This is a genomic window from Pedococcus sp. P2_E4 (assembly GCF_056403935.1).
In genome coordinates this window covers 51,327-72,424 of sequence record NZ_JBFUEO010000019.1, presented here as the reverse complement: position 1 = coordinate 72,424, position 21,098 = coordinate 51,327, and the positions used below count along the sequence as shown (strand labels likewise).

The 21,098-nt window shown below is 72.3% G+C and carries 17 protein-coding genes; 7 read left to right on the top strand and 10 right to left on the bottom strand.

The window, feature by feature from the left end:
- Positions 1-171: 171 nt before the first annotated feature.
- Positions 172-2,295: a cell wall-binding repeat-containing protein gene (locus AC1DV7_RS10870; RefSeq protein WP_477597138.1), complete on the top strand. Its 2,124-nt coding sequence runs from the start codon at positions 172-174 to the stop codon at positions 2,293-2,295.
- Positions 2,296-2,347: 52 nt separating this feature from the next.
- The gene (locus tag AC1DV7_RS10865; protein WP_477597137.1) at positions 2,348-2,665 is read left to right on the top strand and encodes a hypothetical protein; all 318 of its coding nucleotides are present in this window, start codon (positions 2,348-2,350) and stop codon (positions 2,663-2,665) included.
- A gap of 65 nt (positions 2,666-2,730) precedes the next feature.
- On the opposite strand, the gene AC1DV7_RS10860 is transcribed toward AC1DV7_RS10865, so the two are convergent.
- Positions 2,731-4,845 (bottom strand): hypothetical protein, encoded by a 2,115-nt coding sequence (locus tag AC1DV7_RS10860; RefSeq protein WP_477597136.1) that lies wholly within the window; start codon positions 4,843-4,845, stop codon positions 2,731-2,733.
- Between the two features lie 33 nt (positions 4,846-4,878).
- On the opposite strand from AC1DV7_RS10860, the gene AC1DV7_RS10855 reads away from it, so the two are divergent.
- A complete protein-coding gene (locus AC1DV7_RS10855) occupies positions 4,879-5,595 on the top strand; it encodes a TIGR03089 family protein (protein WP_477597135.1) in 717 nt (238 codons plus the stop codon).
- On the opposite strand, the gene AC1DV7_RS10850 is transcribed toward AC1DV7_RS10855, so the two are convergent.
- Positions 5,592-7,052, bottom strand: a complete 1,461-nt coding sequence (locus AC1DV7_RS10850; protein WP_477597134.1) for a peptidoglycan-binding domain-containing protein — start codon at positions 7,050-7,052, stop codon at positions 5,592-5,594. The two genes, AC1DV7_RS10855 and AC1DV7_RS10850, sit on opposite strands and share 4 nt — an antisense overlap.
- Positions 7,053-7,495: 443 nt before the next feature.
- On the opposite strand from AC1DV7_RS10850, the gene AC1DV7_RS10845 reads away from it, so the two are divergent.
- Positions 7,496-8,302, top strand: coding sequence for a CoA transferase subunit A (locus AC1DV7_RS10845; RefSeq protein WP_477597133.1), 807 nt, complete (start codon positions 7,496-7,498; stop codon positions 8,300-8,302).
- Position 8,303: 1 nt separating this feature from the next.
- The gene (locus AC1DV7_RS10840) at positions 8,304-8,942 is read left to right on the top strand and encodes a CoA transferase subunit B (RefSeq protein ID WP_477597132.1); all 639 of its coding nucleotides are present in this window, start codon (positions 8,304-8,306) and stop codon (positions 8,940-8,942) included.
- Between the two features lie 91 nt (positions 8,943-9,033).
- On the opposite strand, the gene AC1DV7_RS10835 is transcribed toward AC1DV7_RS10840, so the two are convergent.
- Together AC1DV7_RS10835 and AC1DV7_RS10830 are read right to left on the bottom strand one after the other, a co-directional pair.
- Positions 9,034-11,433, bottom strand: a complete 2,400-nt coding sequence (locus AC1DV7_RS10835; protein ID WP_477597131.1) for a cell wall-binding repeat-containing protein — start codon at positions 11,431-11,433, stop codon at positions 9,034-9,036.
- 34 nt (positions 11,434-11,467) lie between these two features.
- Positions 11,468-13,897: a cell wall-binding repeat-containing protein gene (locus AC1DV7_RS10830; protein WP_477597130.1), complete on the bottom strand. Its 2,430-nt coding sequence runs from the start codon at positions 13,895-13,897 to the stop codon at positions 11,468-11,470.
- Positions 13,898-14,162: 265 nt separating this feature from the next.
- On the opposite strand from AC1DV7_RS10830, the gene AC1DV7_RS10825 reads away from it, so the two are divergent.
- Positions 14,163-14,831 carry a glycosyltransferase family 2 protein gene (locus tag AC1DV7_RS10825; protein WP_477597129.1) on the top strand — a complete coding sequence of 223 codons (669 nt, stop codon included), beginning with the start codon at positions 14,163-14,165 and terminating at the stop codon, positions 14,829-14,831.
- Positions 14,828-15,220 (top strand): DUF2304 family protein, encoded by a 393-nt coding sequence (locus tag AC1DV7_RS10820; RefSeq protein ID WP_477597128.1) that lies wholly within the window; start codon positions 14,828-14,830, stop codon positions 15,218-15,220. The genes AC1DV7_RS10825 and AC1DV7_RS10820 overlap by 4 nt, the downstream gene beginning before the upstream one ends.
- On the opposite strand, the gene AC1DV7_RS10815 is transcribed toward AC1DV7_RS10820, so the two are convergent.
- The 6 genes from AC1DV7_RS10815 to AC1DV7_RS10790 form a co-directional block, all read right to left on the bottom strand.
- Complete coding sequence (locus AC1DV7_RS10815; protein ID WP_477597127.1) at positions 15,170-15,574, bottom strand: FAD synthase family protein; 405 nt, start codon at positions 15,572-15,574, stop codon at positions 15,170-15,172. The two genes, AC1DV7_RS10820 and AC1DV7_RS10815, sit on opposite strands and share 51 nt — an antisense overlap.
- 96 nt (positions 15,575-15,670) lie before the next feature.
- Entirely contained in the window at positions 15,671-16,672 is a 1,002-nt protein-coding gene (locus tag AC1DV7_RS10810) for a glycosyltransferase (RefSeq protein ID WP_477597126.1), read from the bottom strand.
- A gap of 16 nt (positions 16,673-16,688) precedes the next feature.
- Positions 16,689-17,501: a CDP-alcohol phosphatidyltransferase family protein gene (locus tag AC1DV7_RS10805; RefSeq protein WP_477597125.1), complete on the bottom strand. Its 813-nt coding sequence runs from the start codon at positions 17,499-17,501 to the stop codon at positions 16,689-16,691.
- Positions 17,498-19,519 (bottom strand): DUF5941 domain-containing protein, encoded by a 2,022-nt coding sequence (locus AC1DV7_RS10800; protein WP_477597124.1) that lies wholly within the window; start codon positions 19,517-19,519, stop codon positions 17,498-17,500. The genes AC1DV7_RS10805 and AC1DV7_RS10800 overlap by 4 nt, the downstream gene beginning before the upstream one ends.
- Positions 19,516-20,265 (bottom strand): ABC transporter ATP-binding protein, encoded by a 750-nt coding sequence (locus AC1DV7_RS10795; RefSeq protein WP_477597123.1) that lies wholly within the window; start codon positions 20,263-20,265, stop codon positions 19,516-19,518. The genes AC1DV7_RS10800 and AC1DV7_RS10795 overlap by 4 nt, the downstream gene beginning before the upstream one ends.
- On the bottom strand, positions 20,265-21,044 hold the full coding sequence (locus AC1DV7_RS10790) for an ABC transporter permease (RefSeq protein ID WP_477597122.1): 780 nt from the start codon (positions 21,042-21,044) through the stop codon (positions 20,265-20,267). The genes AC1DV7_RS10795 and AC1DV7_RS10790 overlap by 1 nt, the downstream gene beginning before the upstream one ends.
- Positions 21,045-21,098: the final 54 nt, after the last annotated feature.

The window sequence follows — 21,098 nt, the reverse complement described above, 5'->3', positions numbered from 1 at the left end:
ACTCCCCCCACGGCGGCGGTGCCTGGCCGCGCCGACGCGGCGGTGCCTGGCCGCGCCGACGCGGCCGAGCAGGCGGGAACTCCGGCAGAAACGCGTCAAACCGTGGCGACCTCGACCCCGGTGAACTAGCCTGCGCTCGCCACGCCAGACCACCTCGGGGGAGACACGACCATGCGCCCAGCGCTGTCCGCACACCCACGTCGCGCCCTCTGCGCCCTGACCGCAGCCGCCCTGACGACGGCCCTCGGCCTCGCTGCCGCCGGCTCTGCCCAGGCCGTCGAGCCCGCCTGGAGCCCCGCCGACTGGGCCCTGCCCTACCTGCCCGACCCGGCGGTCGACGGCGAGATCACCGTCGCGTCGATCTCGAACACCGATGCCTTCTACAGCGAGGCCGTGTCGTTCACCCGCACGGGCACCCCCGTCCCCTACGCCACCCGCGCCAGCGCCGCGCACGCCCAGTGGTCCCCCGGTGGCGACGTGCTCGCGACCCGCGCCACGGGCTTCTCGATGACGACGACGCCCAGCCCGTACGAGTCGCTGTACACCGTCCAGGTGTCCAACGAGCCGCTGTGGTCGCCGTACGGCGAAACACGCATCGGCTCCCTGAAGAGGTCTTCCGGACAGTTCTCGCAGAACGCCCAGTGGGTCGGGGCCAACGTGGGCGAGCCCCTCACGACCGTGGTGAGCACGGACCAGGGCGCAGGCGCCCCGACGCCGTTCGGCGACGCGCTCGTGGTCACGGTCGGTTCCCCCGGCAGCCGTGACCTCTCGGTGGTCGAAACCTGGCTGCCGAGGATCGCCAACAAGGCGCTCATGCCGGCGCCGTCCGCCGGCACCTCGCTGGGCTACGGCGAGCTGGACGCCCACGACCCGGTCGTCGGGCCGGACGGCACCCTGGCCTTCGTCGGCACCACGGACAAGGGTCCCGCCGTCTTCGTGGACGAGGGCGCCGGCCCGGTCGCCGTCGCATCCCTCGGGGGCGACTGCCCCGGACAGCGCCCCGGGTTCTCCCCGAGTGGCGCGTCCCTCGCCTACCTCGCGTCGTCGGTCGACTGCGCCTCCACGACGCTGCACGTCCTCGACCGGGCCGCCGGCACCTTCGTCAGCGGCAACGACACGGTGGTGACGACGTCGCCGGACGGCGACAAGCCGTATCACTTCTACGGTGTCTCCTGGCGGGCCAAGACCCCTGCCGCGGACAACCGTCGGCTCGGCGGCTCGGACCGCATCTCCACGGGGATCCAGGTCAGCAAGTTCGGCTGGGAGCTGGGTTCGGAGGGCGCCATCCTCGCCAGCTCCGCGTCCTTCCCCGACGCGCTGGTGGCGGGGCCGCTCGCCGGTGCGGCGGGCATGCCCCTCTTGATCAACCCCCCGACCAAGCTCGACTCCCGCGTGCTCGCCGAGCTCAAGCGCCTCATGCCGGACCCCTCCAACCGGTTCGTCTACATCGTCGGCGGCACGGGTGTCGTCTCGAAGGCCGTGCAGTCCGCCTTGGGCAGCAACGGTTTCGAGGTCGTCCGCCTGGCCGGCACCAACCGGTTCGCGACCAGTGTGGCGGTGGCCCGCGAGCTCGACCTGGGCTTCCAGGACTCGGGCCTGCCCCGCACGACCGCCTTCCTCGCCGACGGGATGACCTTCCCGGACGCGCTGGCTGCTGGTCCTGCCGCCTCGGTGTTCTTCGCCCCCACACTGCTCAGCAACGGTCGCAGCGTCCCTGACGCCGTCAAGGCGTACGTCAACGGCCGCTCCGCCATCACCCGGGTCAACGCCGTGGGCGGGAACGCCGCCGCCGCCGTCGGCGCCTTCGGCAGCCGGGTGGGTGACCGAGTGGCCGGAGCGGACCGCTTCGCCACCAGCGCGCTGCTGGCGAAGACCTACTTCCCGGGGGCGGCCACCGCGGGCTACGCCTCCGGCACGACGTTCCCGGACGCGCTGACCGGTGGCGCCCTGATGGCCGCCATGTGGCAGCCGCTCATGCTCGTCAAGGCCGCGCAGACCCCCAGCGCGGTGGGCAGCCAGGCGGGCCTCTACCGCCCCGCGACCGATCAGGTCCTGACCTTCGGTGGCACGGCGGTCGTCTCCGACGCAGTGCGGGCCGACCTCGCCCAGCTGGCTGGGACCCAGACCGCGCTCTACGGCCCGACCACCCCGCTGGTGGAGAACCCGGACTTCGCGGCGCTGCGTCAGGGCATCTCCGACAGGGCGACGAACCCCGGTCCGACCGTCTCGACCCGGGAGCGCAACCCCGAGCCGACGACGGGGCGGAGCGACTTCCGCAGCGCCGGCCAGCGCTGACGCCCCGACCGGAGCCGGGCACGCCTCGCGTGCCCGGCTCTAGTCTTGCCCGATGGCCCTCCCCCTCGAGCAGGTATGCCGGGTGGGCGCCCTGCGCGGTGAGCCCGCCGCCCTCGGTGGCGCGGTGACCGTCTCGCTCTGCGGCCACTGGGAGCACGACCCGCCCTGTCGCTGGCCCCACCACACTGCCAGTCGTCCGGACCCTGACGCCGATGGTTCCTGGGTCGTCACGGTGCGGTTCGACGCCGGCCCCGCCGAGGAGGACGTGGTGAGGGAGCGCATCCGGGCGGCCCTGGCCACCGGCCGACTGCGCGGTCCCGACGGCACGACGACGACCTGGGTGCTCCACGACTCGGTGCAGGGGTCCTGACACGCGTGGAACGACCGCGATGGGTCAGCCCGCCGAGACCCCTCGGCTGGGACGGTGGAACCCAGTCAGCCGACCGGGGCCAGCCACACCTGGATCGGCAGCTCGACCAGGTGGTCCGGACGCCGTTCGAGCAGCCTCGCGTCCTCGCGGACCCGCCGGTCGACACCGACCACGGCGGTGGTGGCGCCCAGCCGGGTCAGGGAGTCGGTGGTGTCCGCAGCGACCAGCACGAGCCGGCCCCCGCGGGCCTGGAGGGCGCGGCTCACCTGGTCGACGGTCGTCCGCAGCCGCGCTGGGTCCTGGCGCAGGGCGTTCGTCGTGGAGAGGGCCGGCACGCCGCAGTAGCCTCGCAGGACCTGCGGCCACTCGTTCGCCGCCCGGCCGTCCACCATGAGGGCCACGTCACCGGGTCGCAGCTGACCGCAGACCGCGTCGACCGCCCGGAGCTCGCCGGCCTCGACCCGCTCCGTCGCGTGCGGCCAGGTCGCCATCACGGTGGGCACCAGCAGGGCCCCCGTGGCGAGCAGCGAGCCGGCGACGTTCACGGCATACGGCAGTCGACGGGTCGACCACCGCGACAGGACGGCGGCACTGGCCACCACGAGGACCACGACCGTCGGCAGCGCCACGACCAGCCGACGGTCCGCCCACGGGTGGTCCGGGGTGATGCCCGGCCGGTAGAGGGTGAGCAGGGTGGACCCGACGGCGACGACGGCGGGACCGGACCAGGCCGGAAGCTCGCTCCCCTCGACCCACGCAGATCCCGCCCGGTGGGCCAGGACTGCCGCGGCTGCCAGGGCGACGACGAGAGCCGCCGGCCCGACCCACCACGACAGCCAGGCGACGGACTGCTCGGCGTAGGTGCGACCGCCGTCGACCGGGAGGCCCTGGCGCGCCTGCAGGCCGGCCACGACTCGGGAGCCCGGGTCGGCCGCGGACTGGCGAACCGTCTGCCACAGCGGCCGGCTGGCGAGGAACGCCCCCGCCACGACGACGACCGCCGCCAGGCCCCGCGGCAGCCAGGCCTTGGCGAGCGGCCCGAGCCCGCCGCGGCGACGGGCGGCGAACAGCACCACCGCGCCGAGCAGGCCCATCGCGACTCCACCGGCGGCGAGGGGCAGCAGAGACCCCGCGATCGAGCCGAGGTACTCGCTGGAGGTCCACCAGGTGAGCCCGAAGGCCACCGCGGTCGACGCCGCGAGCGACACCGCGAGGAACCGGGCGTGCACCTGCCGCTGCACCACGGCGAGGACGATGACCGGCACCAGGAGGATGGCCTCGCGCAGCGCGTCGACCCTGATCAGGACGCCACCCCCGACGAGCAAGCCCGTGACCGCCGCGGCGGTCCGCGCGGGGGACACGTCGACGACGCGGGCGTGCCGGGCGGCCATGGTCAGGGCCACGAGGCCTGCGGTGAGCACCGGCAGGGCGACCGGCTCGGAGTAGGTCGAGCGGAAGACGTGCACCAGCGGGAAGACCAGGGCCGTCGCCAGCGCCCCGAGGGGACCCCAGCGCGGGCCGGCGAGCAGCGAGGTGAGCAGGCCGGTGCCGAGCACGAAGACGCCGAACAGCACGGCGGGTGCCCAGGCCGTTGCCGTCGCGCCCCCGAGCCACCACGCGACGGAGTACCACGCCGACGGGCCGACGGGGAACTGCGGCTGGATGGTGGGGTGCTCGGGCGACCCGGTGGCGTAGAAGGCAGGGCTGGCCAGGGTGACCCCGGGGATGGCCAGCACCTCGGAGCCCCCGACGGTGCCGGGGGCGATCTCGACGGGCCGCGCGTGCCCACGGGACAGCTCGATCGCCGACTGGACGTAGCTGCCCGAGTCACGGCGGGGCAGAACCTGCTCGGAGTGGGTGAGGCCGGCCCACACCGTGGCACCGAGGGACAGGGCGACGAGCAGCACCGACGACCAGACGGGCAGCGCCCGCGACCCGACTGCGCCGGACAACCGCACCGCGACGCCGGTCAGCACCAGCAGCACGCCGCCCGCCACGACCGGGTGCCACCACCCCGCCAGCGACAGGACCGCCGCGGCGAACGAGCCGAGCACCAGCAGCAGCCCGACCAGCAGCACGAAGCGGGTGAGCAGCAGGCCGCCCCACGCCTCGCCCCGCAGGAGCGGCAGGTCCGTGGGGTCGGCGGCATACGGGTAGCTGCGGGGCTCGCGGCTGCTCACAGTCGGCAAACCTAGCGCCCCTAGGGTGGCCCCATGCCCACCCCGTCCGCGGTGCTCGCCGCCCTGCTTCGTTCCGACCCGGCCAGACCCCGGATCACCTGCTACGACGACACCCCCGGCGCGACCCACGGGGAACGCATCGAGCTGAGCGCCAAGGTCCTGGCCAACTGGGTCAACAAGGCTGCCAACGCGTTGCAGGAGGATTGGGACGTCGAGCCGGGCACCACCGTCCGGCTGGCCCTCCCCCCGCACTGGCGGTCCTGCTACTGGGCGCTGGCCGTCTGGTCCGTGGGCGGCACGGTCGTCGTGGGCGACGACGAGGTTGCCGAGTACCTCGTGACCGACGACCCCGCCCTCGCCGACGCGAGCACCGTCCCGACGGCGCTGGTCACCTTGGCGGCCCTCGCGCGGTCCGCTGCCCAGCCCGTGCCCGACGACGTGATGGACGAGGCCCGCGAGCTGGCGACGTTTGCCGACCAGTTCACCCCCTGGGAGGAGCCTGAGCCGGGCGACCTCGCCCTGGCCGGTGACGGTGGGGACCTGACCTACGACGAGGTGGTGCCGCGTGTGGACTGGCCGGCAGGCGTCCGCGTGCACACGCGTGAGGACGACCTGGCGACGCTGCTGCGCCACGCACTCGCGGCCTGGTCGCTCGACGGGTCGCTGGTGCTGTCACGCGGCCCCGTGCCCGAGGGCGGAGACGACGCGCGGCTCGCCGCGGAGGGCGTGACCCTGGCGATCCAGCCCTAGCGAGACCGCAGGTCGGCGTCGACGGCCTTCCACGTCAGGGTGGCCACGGACCCGGTGGAGGCCAGCTTGACCCGCTTCTGGAAGGCCTTGACCGCCGCCACGGTCGTGAGGTCGTAGGCACCGGTCGCCTTCAGCCGCAACGCCTTCTGCAGTGCAGTGACAGCAGCACCGCTGGAGCCGAGACGCACCACCGTGCCGTAGAACGACTTCATGGGATAGTCCCGGCGCTCCAGCGCCGTCCACGTCGCGCGCTCCACGACACCGGTCGCCTTGAGCTGGTGGGCCTTCTGGAAGGCGACCACCGCGGCCTGCGTCCTGGCGCCGAAGGCCCCGTCGACGGTCAGGCCACCCAGGGCGCGCTGGAGGGTCTTGACGGGTTCACCGCGCGACCCCGACTTGAGCGTGGTCCCCATGAGGGACGTGTATGCGGTGCTGCTGTCGGTCGACGCGACGGTGCGGGAGAGCCTCGGCGCGGTGGCCGTGGGAGTCGAGGGGGTCGAGGGCGTCGAGGTGCCGGACCCCGTCCCGGTGCCGGTGCCGGTGCCCGTGGTGGGCTTGGGCGCAGGCGTGGGGGTCGGCTTGGGCGCCGTGGGCGTGGTCGAGGCCGGACGGGCCGGGATCAGCTTGAGGGCCACCATGGCGGCCCAGGTCGCGGCGTCGAGCACGCCGGTGACCTTGACCCCGTGGGCGCCCTGCCAGGCGCGCAGCGCGGCGGCGGTCTGCGGACCGAACACCCCGTCCTGCGTCACGCCGATGACCTTCTGGGCGAGCTTGACGTCGGCGCCGGTCGCACCCTGCATGAGGACCGAGTAGACGGCCGAGGGCGTCGTCGGCGGGGTCGTCGGCTTCGGCGTGGTGGCCGGGCCGGTGCTGATCGTCGTGAGGGCTTTGCCCGTCCACCACGAGGTCCGGCCGTAGGCGCCGTCCCACGTGAACGAGAAGTGGATGTGGTCGGTGTGCGGCGACGACCCGTAGTAGGCAGCCCACCCGCGGGCGGGGTCGTAGGCACGCCACATCTTCTTGTTCCAGATGATGTACATGATCCCGAACCGGCGGGCCATGGCCCCGGGCCGGCCCTGGGCGTCCGGTGCGGAGAGCCAGGCGGTGACGGAGTCGGCGATGGCCTTCTGGTCCTTGTTGTTGACGCTGAGCATCCAGTCCCAGGCGCGGCCCTCGGAGTGCTCGGTGACGCCGCTGTTGCAGTTCCGGCTGATGCCGGCAGCAGCCACGCCGGTCTTGTAGTGACCCACCATGAGGTTCGCGAAGGAGAGCACCCCGGGCTTGGCCGTGGGGTCGCACAGTCGCTGCGCCTGGTACGGCGGCGCCACGTCGAGCGCGCTCGGCAGGCTCTTGGTCGGCGGCTTCGGCACCGTGGCTGCGTCCGCGCCGGCGGCCGCGAGGGGCACGGTGAGCGCGGGGATCGTGATGACCCCGAGGGCGCGGGCGAAACGGGACACAGACAGCTCCTGGACGGGCGGGCGGCGCCCCGGTGGGGGCGCGATGGGAGGACTCGGACACCCGCCCCAGAGGTCACATCCGGATCAGGCCAGACATTTGTCCCACCAGTGCCATCCCGTCACAAGTGGTTCCGGTGAACTACAACCACGGAATTCGCCCCCGCCTCAGCCGAACGGTGGGGGCGCGGGGCCGAGCCCCACCGAGAGGGCTGCGTCGAGAGGCTGGCCCGGAGGGCCGTGGCGGGTCTGGCGGGAGCCCGGAGCGAAGCGGAGGGCGGATGGTAGGCCCGAGGGCCAGCGCCTCGGCGCAGCCCAGGAGGTGACCACGCTGGCCAGCCCCTCGCCCCCACGCCCCCGTCATGTGGGGTGAGCACGCGGCATACCGGCATCTGTGGGATGGGGGCACGCGTGGGTGCCGCGGGCTCGGGGATAGGGTCCAGACCATGGACAAAGTCGTCTCCACCGTGGCCGAGGCCATCGACGGGATCGTCGATGGCTCCTCCCTCTCGGTGGGCGGGTTCGGGCTCTGCGGCATCCCGAGCGTGCTCATCGCGGCGATCCACGATGCGGGGGTGAGCAACCTCGAGGCGATCAGCAACAACTGCGGCGTCGACGACTGGGGGCTCGGCATCCTGCTCAAGGACAAGCGGATCCGCCGGATGGTCTCGTCGTACGTCGGCGAGAACAAGGAGTTCGAGCGCCAGTACCTCTCCGGCGAGCTCGAGGTCGAGCTGACGCCGCAGGGCACGCTCGCCGAGCGGCTGCGCGCCGGTGGCAGCGGGATCCCCGCCTTCTACACCGTGACCGGCGCGGGCACCCAGGTCGCCGAGGGCGGCCTGCCCTGGCTGTATGCCGCGGACGGCACCGTCGCGAAGGCCTCCCCCGCCAAGGAGGTCAAGGTCTTCGAGGTCGACGGCCACGACAAGGAGTTCGTCCTCGAGCGAGCGATCGTCGCCGACTTCGGGCTGGTGCGTGCCGCCCGGGGCGACCGGCACGGCAACCTCGTGTTCAACCAGAGCGCCCGCAACTTCAACCCGCTCGCCGCGATGGCGGGCCGGGTCACGGTCGCCGAGGTCGAGGAGCTCGTCGAGCCCGGCGAGCTCGACCCCGACACCATCCACCTGCCCGGCATCTACGTGCACCGGGTCCTGCCCCTGACGCCGGACCAGGCCACGGACAAGCGGATCGAACGCCGCACCGTCCGCCCGGCGACCAGCACCACGGCCACGACGACCCCGCAGGAGGCCTGACATGGCACTGACCCGCGAGCAGATGGCGGCCCGCGCCGCAGCCGAGCTGTCCGACGGCTCCTACGTCAACCTCGGCATCGGGCTGCCGACGCTGGTCCCCAACTACGTCCCCGACGACGTCGAGATCGTGCTGCAGTCCGAGAACGGCATCCTCGGCGTCGGCGCGTACCCGATCGACGGCGAGGAGGACCCCGACCTCATCAACGCCGGCAAGGAGACCGTGACGCTGCGCCGGGGGGCGTCCTTCTTCGACTCCGCCACGAGCTTCGGCATGATCCGCGGCGGCAAGGTCGACGCGGCCATCCTCGGTGCCATGCAGGTCTCGGCCAAGGGCGACATCGCGAACTGGATGATCCCCGGCAAGATGGTCAAGGGCATGGGCGGTGCGATGGACCTGGTCCACGGCGCCAAGAAGGTCATCGTGCTGATGGAGCACAACGCCAAGGACGGCTCCTACAAGATCGTCGACGAGTGCTCGCTGCCGTACACCGGCCGCGGCGTCGTCCAGCGGATCATCACTGACCTGTGCGTCTTCGACGTCACGGAGTCGGGGCTGGTGCTGCGCGAGCTCGCCGAGGGTGTCACCGAGGACGAGGTCCGCGACAGGACCGAGCCCGACTTCACGACCGAGCTGGCCTGACTGCGTCCCGACTTTCGTGCCGCTGAGGCGCGTAACGGGGCCGGATCCGGCCTCCGTTGCTCTTCAGCGGCACGACGTCGGGGGTGGGGCGTCAGCTGTTGGCCGCTGCCGTCAGCACCCCACCGGTCAGGGCACCCGTGCCACCGACCGCCGTGACGGTCTCGAGGGCCGCCGTCATCTGGAGCGTCCGCGCCGCCGGCTCGGACAGGACCGAGCGCTCGGTGAGCACCATGAGCCGTTGCAGGGTGCCGGCCACCAGCGAGTCGACCAGCGCCGTGTCGGAGCCCGACGTCAGCACGACCTCGGAGGCGGCGGGCAGGTACGAGCGGTAGAACGTGGCCACGGCGGCCGAGGACTCGTAGCGGTTGGCGCCGGCCAGCCGGATCGGCGTGACCCCGGCACTCGTGAGCTGGGCCTGGACGGCGTTGCCGACGACCGCGGTGCCGCCGACGATCCGCGACCTGGTCGCTCCGATCGCCTTGAGCGCCTCGGCCGTGACCGGCGTGAGCCGGGTGGCCTGGGTGAGCACGATGGGCTCCTTGAGCGCCGAGGCAGGCCCCGAGGCGGCCAGCGCGTCGACCAGCCCGTCGCCGCCCGCGACGACCACCGTGGGTGTGGCCCTCCTGGCCTTGATGGCCTTGGCGACCAGGGCTGACGTCGTGTAGCGGTCGCGGCCACCGAGCCGCGTGACGGTGATGCCGCGGCTGCGCAGCTGGGCGGCCACGGCGTCGCTGACGACCCCGGCGCCGCCGACCACGTAGGCGGTCTTGACCGTCGAGCCGCGGCGGTCGAGCTCGGCGACGGTCGCGGCCGGGAGCCGGTCACGCTGCGTGAGCAGGAGCGGCCCGGCCAGCGTGGACGCCAGCGGCCCGGCCACCGACGCGTCGGACAGGGTCGCGTCTCCCCCGGCGATGACGACGGAGGTCGCGGTGGCCGGCACCCGCCGGGCCACGGCCGTCGCCGACGCATAGCGGTCCGGACCGGACAGCCGCCCGGTGAGGTGGCGGATCATCGTCGACTTCAGGGCACCGCCGGGCGACGCCGCGATCCCGCGCAGGTCGTCGCCGGTCACGGTGCGCTTGACATCCGACGACGACGTCGCCGTGGCGGTGTGGACGCCGCCGTTGGCGGTGCGGTCACGCAGGTCGAGGCGGACCACGTCGGCCAGCCCGAACACCGAGGCCATCGACCCGCCACCGGTGACCTGTCGCCACGCGCGGTTGGGGTTGCTCGTGCCCAGGCTCCACGGGTCCGCTACCCCGCGGAGGTACGGCAGGGCGGCGGGGGTCGGCTGGCCGAGCTCGAACCACACGTCCTCGTTGTTCTCGGTGCGGCCACCGGAGGACGAGGAGTAGGAGGCCTCGATGAGCTTCCCGCCGTACCGCGCAACGTAGCCAGTGGTAGCGCTGCCCGTCGCCCGGACCGCCGACTTCCAGTTCGGCCAGTAGTAGCAGACCTGGTTGGTCCGCGTGTCACCCGGTTTGCAGACAACCCCCGCCGAGTCCTTCGGATATCCGCTGTACACCTGGTCGTCCGTGGTGTCGTAGACGTGGCAGTTGCAGGCGGAGCGGATGCCCGCGTTGAACTTGCTCAGCGCGTATCCGCGAGCCGCGGCGGCCTGGGCCTGGAGCGCAGCCAGGGACCCGGTCGAGGTCTTCCACGACCAGGGGCTCTCTGCCAGGTAGTCGAGATACTCGTCATGGAGCCGCACCCTGTTGACGACGTTGATGCTCGAGGCGCCGGTCGGCGTCACGCTCATGGTCCCGTCGCGGTACTTGGCGCCACCCATCTGCATGAGGGTCTTGTCCGCTGCGAGGGTGTCCCACGCAAGCGTGGCAGAGGCGCCGATCAGGGACGTGGCACCGCTGCACGAGACGCACGCCGCCTTCACCGACGAGCCGCTGCGAGTGAACGTGACCTGCTGTCCCGCGACCCCGTTCATGGCTGTCGTCGACCCGGCGACCGTGACCCGGAAGGCGCCCCCGCCGTTGCCCGCCACCAGCTGCGAGCTGGTCGCGGTCGCGGACGTGGTGGAGTACACGATGTTGACGTTGATCACCTGGTTGTCCGTGACCGCGTCGTACGTGGTGCCGGTGTAGTAGGTCGCCAGGATCTGCTTGGCCGTCTTGCCGGCCTTGGCCATCTCCCAGGCGCCGTACTGGCTCATGCCCAGCCCGTGACCCCACCCCGCGCCGTGCAGGACCCACCCCGGGGTCGCGGCCGCCGCGGCTGCCTGCGCTCGGGCCGACCCGCGGATCGGCGCGCCGTCCGGCGCCGGTGCGGCGAGTCCCGGACCCACCGGGTTGCCGTCGGACGGGCTCTCCTCGAAGGTCGGCCTGGCCTGGTTGGCCCCCCACTCGGGCCCCGTGGGGTCACCGGTCGCGGCCAGGGCCCCGACCTGCGTCCCCGACAGTGCCAGCGACGCGGCGGTGAGCAGCGGCACCACCGCCGCCCGCACGGCATACCGACGAATCACTCCCACGACACTCACGTCCAATCTCGTTCCATGACAGAGGGGCAGCCTCTCATTGGAGCACAGACCGCTGGGCGCGACCCGCCACGAGGTCGCTGATTGCAGCCGTTCCGCCGAGGACCGTGACGTCCTCGAGCCCGGGGGCCGCGTCGAGCCACCCCGCGGTGCTCGCCGGCATGGCCGTGGCGGTGGCATAGAGGGTGATGCGCCCCAGCTGGCCACCGGACAGCGTGTCCACGAGGGCCGTCGGCTCACCGGAGGACATCAGCACCTGCCGAGCGGGCATCAGGGCCTGCGCCCATCGCGCCACGGCGACACCCGTGGCGTACCGGTCGACCCCGGCGACCCTGCGGGGCGCGGGCAGCTGGCGCAGCACGGCATCAGACACCACCCCGGTGCCGCCTGCGACGACCGACCTGACCGCGCCAACCTTGCCCAGGGCATACGTGGTCTCGCCGGGGACGCGGTCGGGCGTCACCAGGAGGACCGGACGGGCCAGCGCCGCACCGGGCCCGGACAGGACGAGGCCGTCGGCCATCGCCCCGGAGAGCCCCGAGGCGACCAGGACGTCGGGTGAGGCTCCCATCCGCACCGCCACCTTGGCGGCCGTGTCGTAGCGGTTGCGACCGGCGATGCGGTCGATGGTGGTCACACCGAGGGCGCGCAGCTGGGACTCGACGTTGGCCGAGATCACGCCAGTCCCGCCGACGATGGTGGCGGACGTCGCACGCCGCGCACGCAGGTCGGCAGAGACGCTCGCAGGCAGCTGGCTCGGCCCGGTCAACACCAAGGCTGCGGCCCTCTTGCGGGCCAGGGGCGCCGCCACGAGCGCATCCGCCATGCCTGCGTCGGTACCGCTCGCCAGGACGACCGCCGTGGCACCAGGGGTCGATGCCCGCGCAACGCGCACCGCGGTGTCGTAGCGGTCCGCGCCGCCGATCCTGTCGGGACAGTAGCCCGGGGGCGCACCGGCTGCGTCGTTGACGTGCACCCGGACGGTGTACGGCGGGACGCTGTTGATGGTTCCGGAGCCGGCTGAGCCCGAGACGCTCACGAGGTAGTCGCCGGGCGGCGCCCAGGCGCCGGAGGCCAGCTTTCCGTTCCACGGCGCCACGATCCCCGTGGCACTGGTGGCGGTGCCGGATGCCGTCGCGAGGATGTCGGTGCGACAGGCGCTGCGCACCTGCAGGGTCCAGCGCATCGTCGGCCGGTTGGGCTTGGCCCTGACCGTCAGGCCCGGCTTGCCGTAGTCCCACTGCGTGGTGTCTTGCGTCGGGTTGAAGAAGTTCGCACCCATGAGGTCGCGTGCGCCCGTGCGGATCGCGCCGAGCCGCGCGTAGAGCGCGTTCCCCGGGCAGGCGGTGTTGTTCGGCTCGCCGTCGGCGTCCCGGTGGCCGGAGACGGTGTAGACCGCGCGGGTCATGCCGGTGAGGGTGACCTTGGCCATCGGGTCGACGTGGGCAAGGCTGAGCTTCCAGGCGAAGAGCTTGGTGTAGGCGGACATGGTCGCGGCCGGCGGCGTCGTCGTGTCGAAGGTGCCGATGGCCGCGGCACCGAACAGCTGCCCGTTGAAGCCGCCCGTGTGTGCGCCGATGACGGGCTGGTCGGCGCCACCCGCGCGGCCCTCCCAGGTGCGGCCGAACCTGTCGATGAGGAAGTTGTAGCCGATGTCGCTCCAGCCCCGGGACCTGGTGTGGAAGGCGTAGATGCCGCGGATGATCGCGGGGACCTGGCCCGAGGTGTAGGAGTTCGCGTTGACGGTGTGGTGGACGAAGCCGGCCTTGATCGTGCCGTACTGCGGCACCCCGGTCCGCAGGCTCTCGTCGGCGCCCCACTGGGCCCGGCTCAGGATCGTCGGCTTCGTGCCCGCCGCCTGCGCCGAGCCGGGACCCGAGCCCGCGCTCGCGGAGTCCGCCGCCGAGACCGAGGGGTCGACGAGGTCGAGCTGGACTCCCGCGGGGGCGGTTGACCGGTCGGTGAGCACCCGCGCCTCGACGGCATCGGCCGTGACGACATACGGGTCGGTGCCGGCGCGCTGGGAGCGCGCCTCCGGGGTCCCCGGGTCGGGCGCATGGTCGTCCTCGGCCACCATGGCGGTCCAGTCGCCCCAGGTCGCCCCGTCCTTGACGCGGTACTCGACCCGGTCGCTCGCCGAGAGCGCGCCGGGCGCCCAGGTGACCCCGATGACGTGCAGCCGGCGATGGGTCGCCTGCGCCCCGGTCTGCAAGCCCGCGCGGGGGGAGCCCTGAGGTCGGTACGTGCGAGCGCCCTCGGTGGGCGCGACGGGCTGGTCGGCGGCGGACAGCAGGGCCTGTTCGCCGAGGGGCTGCAAGGTCACCTCGCGCAGGTGCGTCGCGACCGGGTACGGCACCGCATCGGCGGCGGGTGGACGCACGGCCACGACGGAGGCGGTCAGCAGCAGGGCCGTCACCACGGAAGTCGAGCCGAGCAGTCGGAGTCGAGTGGCGCTGGGTGCTGTCATGGCTGTCCGTAACGTCGCGTGTGGCGGCTGCCGGGCGTCGAGAGCGACGACCCGGCGGGTCGGTGTCGTCCGGGCCGCCGGCACCCGGCGCGCAGGCGGCCGATCCAGAGTCACACACCAGTCACATGCGTCACACCAGCAAGGGGCGACCGTGGCCGTTTTGTTACGGTTGCCGGCTCCTGCGGACCCTCGGCAGAGGTCATGTCGAGCGTGGCGTGGCGCGGGCGGCCCCCACCGCCGCTCAACCTCACTAGGCTGGCCGCCGATGAATGACGAAGTCTGGCTGGTCGTCCCCCTCTACAACGAGGCCCGGGTCATCGGCGATGTGGTCCGCACAGCCCGTGTGGTGTTCCCCCACATCGTCTGCATCGACGACGGGTCCACCGACAACGGGGCGGCCGAGGCAGCCGCGGCGGGGGCCGTCGTCGTCCGACACCCGGTCAACCTCGGCCAGGGCGCCGCCCTGCAGACCGGTTTCGAGTACGCCCTGTCGATGCCGGGGATGCGCTGGGTGGTCACGTTCGATGCCGACGGTCAGCACCAGGTGCAGGACGTCGTCGCCATGCTCGACAAGGCCCGCAGCGAGGGCCTCGACGTCGTCTTCGGGTCGCGCTTCCTCGACGAGCGCACCCAGGCCGGCCCGCTGAAGCGGGTCGTCCTGCGGCTCGCCGTGGCCTACACCAACCTCACCACCCGCACCCGGCTGACGGACGCGCACAACGGGTTGCGCGTGATCTCACGTCCCGTGGTCGAGCGGATCGACATCACCCAGAACCGCATGGCGCACGCCTCCGAGCTCGTCGCGCAGATCGGCGCGATGGACGTGCGGTACGGCGAGAGCCCCGTGCACATCCTCTACACCGACTACTCCCGCTCCAAGGGACAGTCGCTGTGGAACGCCGTCAACATCCTCGTGGAGCTGATCCTGCGATGAAACTCATCCTGATCCAGGCCCTGCTCATCGTCGTCGTCGTCGCGGTGGTGGCCCGCCTCTTCCGCTCGCGCGGCGCCCGGTCGCAGGCGATCCGGCGCATCGGCCTGATCCTCTTCGCCGGGTTCGCGGTCGTGTCCATCCTTTTCCCGGCGGTCTGGAACCGGATGGCCCACTTCGTGGGGGTCGGCCGCGGCACCGACATGGTCCTCTACGCGCTGGTCGTGGCGTTCCTGTCATTCACGGTGACCACGTACCTGCGATTCCGCGAGCTGGAGACGCGCTACACCAAGCTGGCCAGGCGGCTGGCCCTCGACGAGGCGGCTTCGACTCCCCCGCCGTCAGGGGGCGATCTTGGCGATGTGCTCGATGAGCCCGGTGGTCGAGACTGACGGCGTGCGGGGCAGGTAGACCACCTCGCAGACGTCGGACACCCAGTCGAACTTCCCGGCCCAGTCGTCACCCATGACGAGGACCGACGCGCCGTGCTCGAGGATGTAGTCGCGCTTCTTCTCCAGCGACTCCTCGACGAACACCTCGTCCACGACCGACAGGCTGCTGACGATCTCGACGCGCTCGTCCTGGTCGAACACCGGGGCGCGGCCCTTCTTGGCGATGTTGAGCTCGTCGGCCGAAACACCCACCACGAGGCGGTCGCCGAACTCGGCCGCCCGCTTCAGGACCCGGACGTGCCCGACGTGCAGCACGTCGAACGTGCCGAACGTGATGACCGTGCGACTGCTCACCCAGGTGCTCCTCGTATGTCGGGTGGCCGGCTCCCGTGCCGGGTGCCGACCGCGCCCGCGAGTCCTCGCAGGCGTTGCCGAGAGGCTACCGCCCGTTCACCGCAGGGATGTCATCGCGGCGCGGGCCGCATCGAGCAGCGTCGTGGCTGCGAGCCCCTCGCCGTCGCTGGCCCGGCCACCGTGGAGCACGGCATCGGCGACCTCGCGCGCGCTGGACGCGCTCAGCTCGACGCCGACCGGTCGCGGCGAGGTGTCGGTGGCCACGACCCGCGCGCCCGCCGCGAGCGCCTCGCGCACGACGACGGAGTCGCCGTCCCAGTCGGTGGGCCGCAGGAACACCCCCGTGCGGCGCAGCACCTGGTGAACCTCGTCGGGACTCGAGTCGAAGGTGAGCTCGACCCACGGCAGCTCCTCGACCCGGGCCCGCAGGCCAGCCAGGTCGGCGCCGTCGTGTCCGTAGGCCAGCACCCGGAGCCGGGCGTCCGGCCAGGCCCGGCGGACCAGCGCCACGGCGTCGACGGCCAGGTCGGCGCGGTAGTGCGCCAGCCCCGCGTTGGTCGTGACGGTGAGCAGGTGGGGGTCACGCCCGGGTGACTGCGAGGTCTCCCTGTCGGGCTGCTGTTCGGCCGCGAAGGGGGCCACGACCCGCACGCGGCGGGCGAGGGTCGCCGGCAGGCGCCGGCCGATCTCGTCGTTGACGGCCCAGATCTCGTCATACGCCGGCAGCGCCCGCCGCAGCAGCCGTGCCTGCAGGGGCCGCATGGTGTCGAGCTGGCGGCCGACCGAGCCCGAGTGGAGCACGAGGACCGTGCGCCCCGGGAGCACCGCGAACAGCGGCCCGAGGACGATCGCGCGCCACAGCCTCGTGATGTGGAACAGGTGCAGGGAGCGGCGTCTCCAGAGGTGCGGCAGGGCGGCCACCGCGCGAGCGGCAGACCCGGTGTCGACGTAGCGGACCGGATGACCCTCGGCCCGCAGCTGCCGGGTGAGCTGGAGGTGGCTGGTCAGCACGCCACCGACCTCACCGTGCTCCTGGGCCCACTGCAGGACAGGCGCACCCTGCGCCTGCGGAGTGCGTTGTGTCCCAGGGGATCTCATGGCCGGCACCGAACACTCAGTCGAGCCGCGAGCTGGTCAGCACGCCGACGAGGTGGCCCGCCGCAGTGACGAGCGCCAGCGGGACCATGACCACGACCAGCACCTGGCTGCCCAGCAGGTCGCCGTGCACCGCGTCGACGACGGCGGCGGCCAGCACGAGCAGCGAGGCCTCGACGGCCACGAAGGCCCGGAAGATCGGCAGGTAGCCGAAGGCCCTGCGCAGGGCTGCCAGCCCCGACACCCTGGACCGCGCGGTGGCGGCCACGTCGTCCAGCATGGGCCGACCCGTCTTGGCCCGGGCCACGACGACCAGGTCGGTGAACGCCTTGTTGAGCAGGACGACGACCGAGACCAGGAGCCCGAGCACGGTCCAGCCACCGACGCGGCCAGGGTCGTCCCAGGACCACGAGTCGGCCCGCAGGCCGAGGGCCACCGGGATGGCCGCCTCCGTGACGTAGTGGCCGATCCGGTCGAGGTAGATGCCGGCAGGCGAGAAGCGCTGTCGCCAGCGGGCGACCTCGCCGTCGCTGCAGTCGAGCAGGATCTGGACCTGCATCGCCAGGGCGCACAGCAACGGACCCCACACGCCAAGGAACGGAACGGCCGCCGCCCCGGCCAGCCCGACGAGGATCATCAGCCAGGTGACCCCGTTGGGGCTGATGCCGGTCGGCAGCAACGCGCGGGTGGCATACAGGGACACGTGGCGCATGTAGAGCGCCCCGACCCAGTGTTCGGCGTTGTAGCGCGCGATGTGCTCCGGCGGCTGGGCCACGGCCCTGAGCTGCTCCATCGACGGGCGGCTGTCCTGCGGGTTGTGGTCCGCGGTCATGACAGCGCCACCTGGCCTCGACCGGCGGAGATCCACGACCGCCAGCCCACCACGGACTCGCCGACATAGAGCGCGCCGAGGAGCACGGTGCCACACCAGAGCACCGGCACCACAGCCTGCTGCGCGACGAGGGCAACGAGGAGGACCACGAGAATCCGTCCGTCTCCACCGAGCCCGGCCACGAGCACCCAGCCGGCCGGCGGTTGCCCGGTGTCGCGCTCACGGTAGATGACGTCGTACCGGTGGTAGGCGACCACTGCCAGGAAGCAGAAGCCGGCGGCAGACCTCACGTCGACGGTGTGGTGCACGGCGATGCCGACCACCAGCACCTCGGCCACCCAGAGAGCAGCCGGCCCCTGCCAGCCCAGCGGCGAGTGGAGGGGCGGCTGCCACCCCAGGCCGATGAGCACGACCGCTGTCACGGCCACCGCGAGGGCGACCGCGTTCTCGCGCTGCCACTGCGTCCAGGGCACGGCCACGACGAGGATGACCGCACCGAGCGCCCCCACGGGGAAGGGACCACGACCGAGACGACCCATGGCCCTGGCCAGGGGGCCGAGGTCGAGCTGGACGTCCAAGGGCCCGGCCACCGGACTGGCGGGAACCTCTGCCCACGAGCGGTCTCGACGCAGCAGCGCCTTCGCGGAGCGGCCGCCCTGGGTCCAGGCCACCGCCGCGGCCACGGCCACCGTCAGGGTCCACAGCACCAGCATGGGGCGACCCAGGAGCAGCGTCAGGGAGATCAGGAGGTATCGCTCAGCGATGGGCATGTGGATGACCTTCTTGAGCCAGAACACGGCACGGGCACGCCGGCCCGCCGGCTCCGGCAGGGTGACCCTGGCCCCAGTCGGCCCCAGGTCGCGCTCCACCTCGACCGGCAGCACGTCCGCCTGGCTGCGCAGGCTGAACGACAGTCGGTGTGCGTAGGCCGAGTCCTCGAGGTGGCGGAGCGTGACGACGGCCAGCGCCGCGATGGCCACCGGCCACCCCGGCTGGCCCTGCCGCACGGCCACCGCCGCCACTGCGGCCACGACGGCATACTCCTTGACCCGGTCGCCGACGGCGTCCAGGAACGCGCCCAGCGGGCTGAAGCTGCGCGTGAACCGGGCGATCTCGCCGTCGACGCAGTCGACGACCAGCGCAAGGAGCAGCACCACTGCGGCCACCGCCCAGGCCCAGCGCCAGCCCGTGGCGACCAGGGCCGCGGCGCCGAGACCGAGGAGCACCGACACGATGGTCACCGGGTTCGGCCGCCACCCCCGGGCCAGACCCAGGGCCGTGAGCCGCCGGGACAGCGGCCGCACGGCATACGTCGAGAAGAAGCCGTCGTCACCGCGCGACGCGCCGCGAAGTCGCTGGCGCCAGGGCCCGCCCGGCGCGCCGACGGCCTGGATGCCGTCACGGCGCCAGTCGTGGGGGCCCAGGGGCGAAGCGCCCACGACCAGCCCGCCCCGGACCAGGACCAGGACGGCCGCGGCCAGGGCATCATCGCCCCACGCCGGCGTGACGGAGGCACTGGCCGCGCGCAGCAGGTTTGCCGCCTGCGCGCGGTCCCCGGCATCCACCCGGAGCACGCCGGGCAGGACATGGGTCGGTCGGGTCACGACGTGCGCCGGGGTCCCGACCGACTCGACCGCGCGACCGTCGAGACCGACCCGGGCGATGGAGGCAGCGTCGCGGCCTGCCGTCAGGGCCAGCGGGTTGGCGACGAGCGTGGCCGTGCCTCGCCCGGGGCGGTCCAGGAGATCGAGGAGGGCGACGTCGGAGATGTCGAGACGGGCCGCGACCGCGACGAGGGGCGCGTCATCGGTCGACTCGAGGACACTCGCCAGTGCGTCGAACTGCGACCGTGCGTCCGCGGTCTCATGGGTGATGCTGCGCGGGGAGTCGACCACTCCCCCGGCCAGGGACTCGCCGCCGCTTCCGGCGCCCATCAGGACGATGTCGGCCCCTGCCGTGTGTCCATGAACAGCACGCGCCGCCGCGTTGCCGACGACGGGGCCCTCGCCCAAGCTCACGTCCCTGCATCCAGGTCCGAGTTGTAGCGCTCGAGGACCTCCAGCATGGGGCCGTCCATCACCAGGCGGCCGTGCTTGAGAAAGAGCCCCCGCGTGCTGAAGCGCTTGAGGTCGTTCTCGGAGTGCGACACCAGGAAGAGGGTTCGCCCGTCGGCCAGCAGCGACTCCATGCGCTGGTAGCACTTCTCGCGGAATGCCCTGTCTCCCACCGCAAGCACCTCGTCGACGAGGACGATGGGCTCGTTGAGGGTCGTCACCACGGCGAAGCCGAGACGCACCTGCATGCCCGAGGAGAAGTGCCGGTACGGGGTGTTCAGCCCTGCTCGGACCTCCGGACCGGCGAAGTCGATGATCTCGTCGAACCGTTCGTCGATCTCGTCCTTGGACAGGCCGTGCAGACCCGCCGTGAGGTAGACGTTGTCGCGGGCCGTCAGCTCGCCCACGAACCCTCCGGTCAGCTCGATCAGTGGCGCCACACCACCCCTGACGGCCACGTCGCCCTCATCGGGGAGGAGCACCCCGGCGATCATCTTCAGCAAAGTGCTCTTGCCGCTGCCGTTCCCACCCACGAGGCCGACGGCCTCGCCGGGCTTGATGTCGAACGAGACGTCGCGCAGCGCCCAGAAGGTTTCCTTGGGCGCGCTGTTGCGCCCGGTGAAGAGCAGCTCTCGCAGCTGGAGCTTGCGGCGACGACTGCGGTAGAACTCGATGCCGAGCCCGTCGACCGAGATGACCGGCTCTGCCATCAGATCTCCTTGAGGACTGCGCGTTCAAGGCGCTGGAAGACCACGCACCCGACCACCAGCAGCAGGACGCTGACCACCACTGCGGTCGCGATCGAGCCCCACACGATGGGCAGGCGGTCGTGCGGGAACATCCCCGCGCGCATCATCTCGAGCACTCCGGTCAGGGGGTTGAGCCACGTCATCATGTCGTAGGGCTTGGGGACCAGGTGGGTGGCATAGATGACCGGCGTGGCGTAGAAGAGCATCCGCAGCGCGATGCGAACCACTCGCTGCATGTCGGTCACCAGGGCGGTGGCGGGCGCGAGGATCAGGCCCAGCCCGATCAACGCGGTCGCCTCCACCAGTGCACCGAGGGGGAACAGCACGATCCAGCCGTTGAGGTGGGCGTCCCCTCTCACGAGGTAGACGACCACGAACAACAGCAGGACCGGCAGCGACAGGAGGTACTCGATGCCCTTGGCCAGCACGATGCGGACCACCCAGATCTCACGCGGAAGGTTCGTCGACCGCACGAGCTTCGCCTCCTGGATCAGCGCACGGGACGTGTCAGTCAGCGACCCCGAGAACCACTGCCACGCAAGCAGCCCCACGATGAGGAACATGAAGTACGGCTCGTGCCCCAGGTCGTCGCGCTTGAAGATGTAGACGAAGACGACGAAGTAGATCAACGACATCAGCAGCGGGTCGAGAACGGTCCAGACGTAGCCGAGGGCGCTGCGCGCGTACCGCACCCGGAGGTCGCGCACGATCAAGGTCCACAGGACGCTGCGCTTGAGCACAAGGGCTCGCGTTCTGGTGATAAGAGTCAAGGCGTCCTCGTCTGTCCAGTGCCG

Coding starts and splice junctions, on each gene's coding strand:
- AC1DV7_RS10870 (WP_477597138.1), top strand. CDS start 172: ATGCGCCCAGCGCTGTCCGCACACCCACGTCGCGCCCTCTGCGCCCTG.
- AC1DV7_RS10865 (WP_477597137.1), top strand. CDS start 2,348: ATGGCCCTCCCCCTCGAGCAGGTATGCCGGGTGGGCGCCCTGCGCGGT.
- AC1DV7_RS10855 (WP_477597135.1), top strand. CDS start 4,879: ATGCCCACCCCGTCCGCGGTGCTCGCCGCCCTGCTTCGTTCCGACCCG.
- AC1DV7_RS10845 (WP_477597133.1), top strand. CDS start 7,496: ATGGACAAAGTCGTCTCCACCGTGGCCGAGGCCATCGACGGGATCGTC.
- AC1DV7_RS10840 (WP_477597132.1), top strand. CDS start 8,304: ATGGCACTGACCCGCGAGCAGATGGCGGCCCGCGCCGCAGCCGAGCTG.
- AC1DV7_RS10830 (WP_477597130.1), bottom strand. CDS start 13,897: ATGACAGCACCCAGCGCCACTCGACTCCGACTGCTCGGCTCGACTTCC.
- AC1DV7_RS10825 (WP_477597129.1), top strand. CDS start 14,163: ATGAATGACGAAGTCTGGCTGGTCGTCCCCCTCTACAACGAGGCCCGG.
- AC1DV7_RS10820 (WP_477597128.1), top strand. CDS start 14,828: ATGAAACTCATCCTGATCCAGGCCCTGCTCATCGTCGTCGTCGTCGCG.
- AC1DV7_RS10810 (WP_477597126.1), bottom strand. CDS start 16,672: ATGAGATCCCCTGGGACACAACGCACTCCGCAGGCGCAGGGTGCGCCT.
- AC1DV7_RS10805 (WP_477597125.1), bottom strand. CDS start 17,501: ATGACCGCGGACCACAACCCGCAGGACAGCCGCCCGTCGATGGAGCAG.
- AC1DV7_RS10795 (WP_477597123.1), bottom strand. CDS start 20,265: ATGGCAGAGCCGGTCATCTCGGTCGACGGGCTCGGCATCGAGTTCTAC.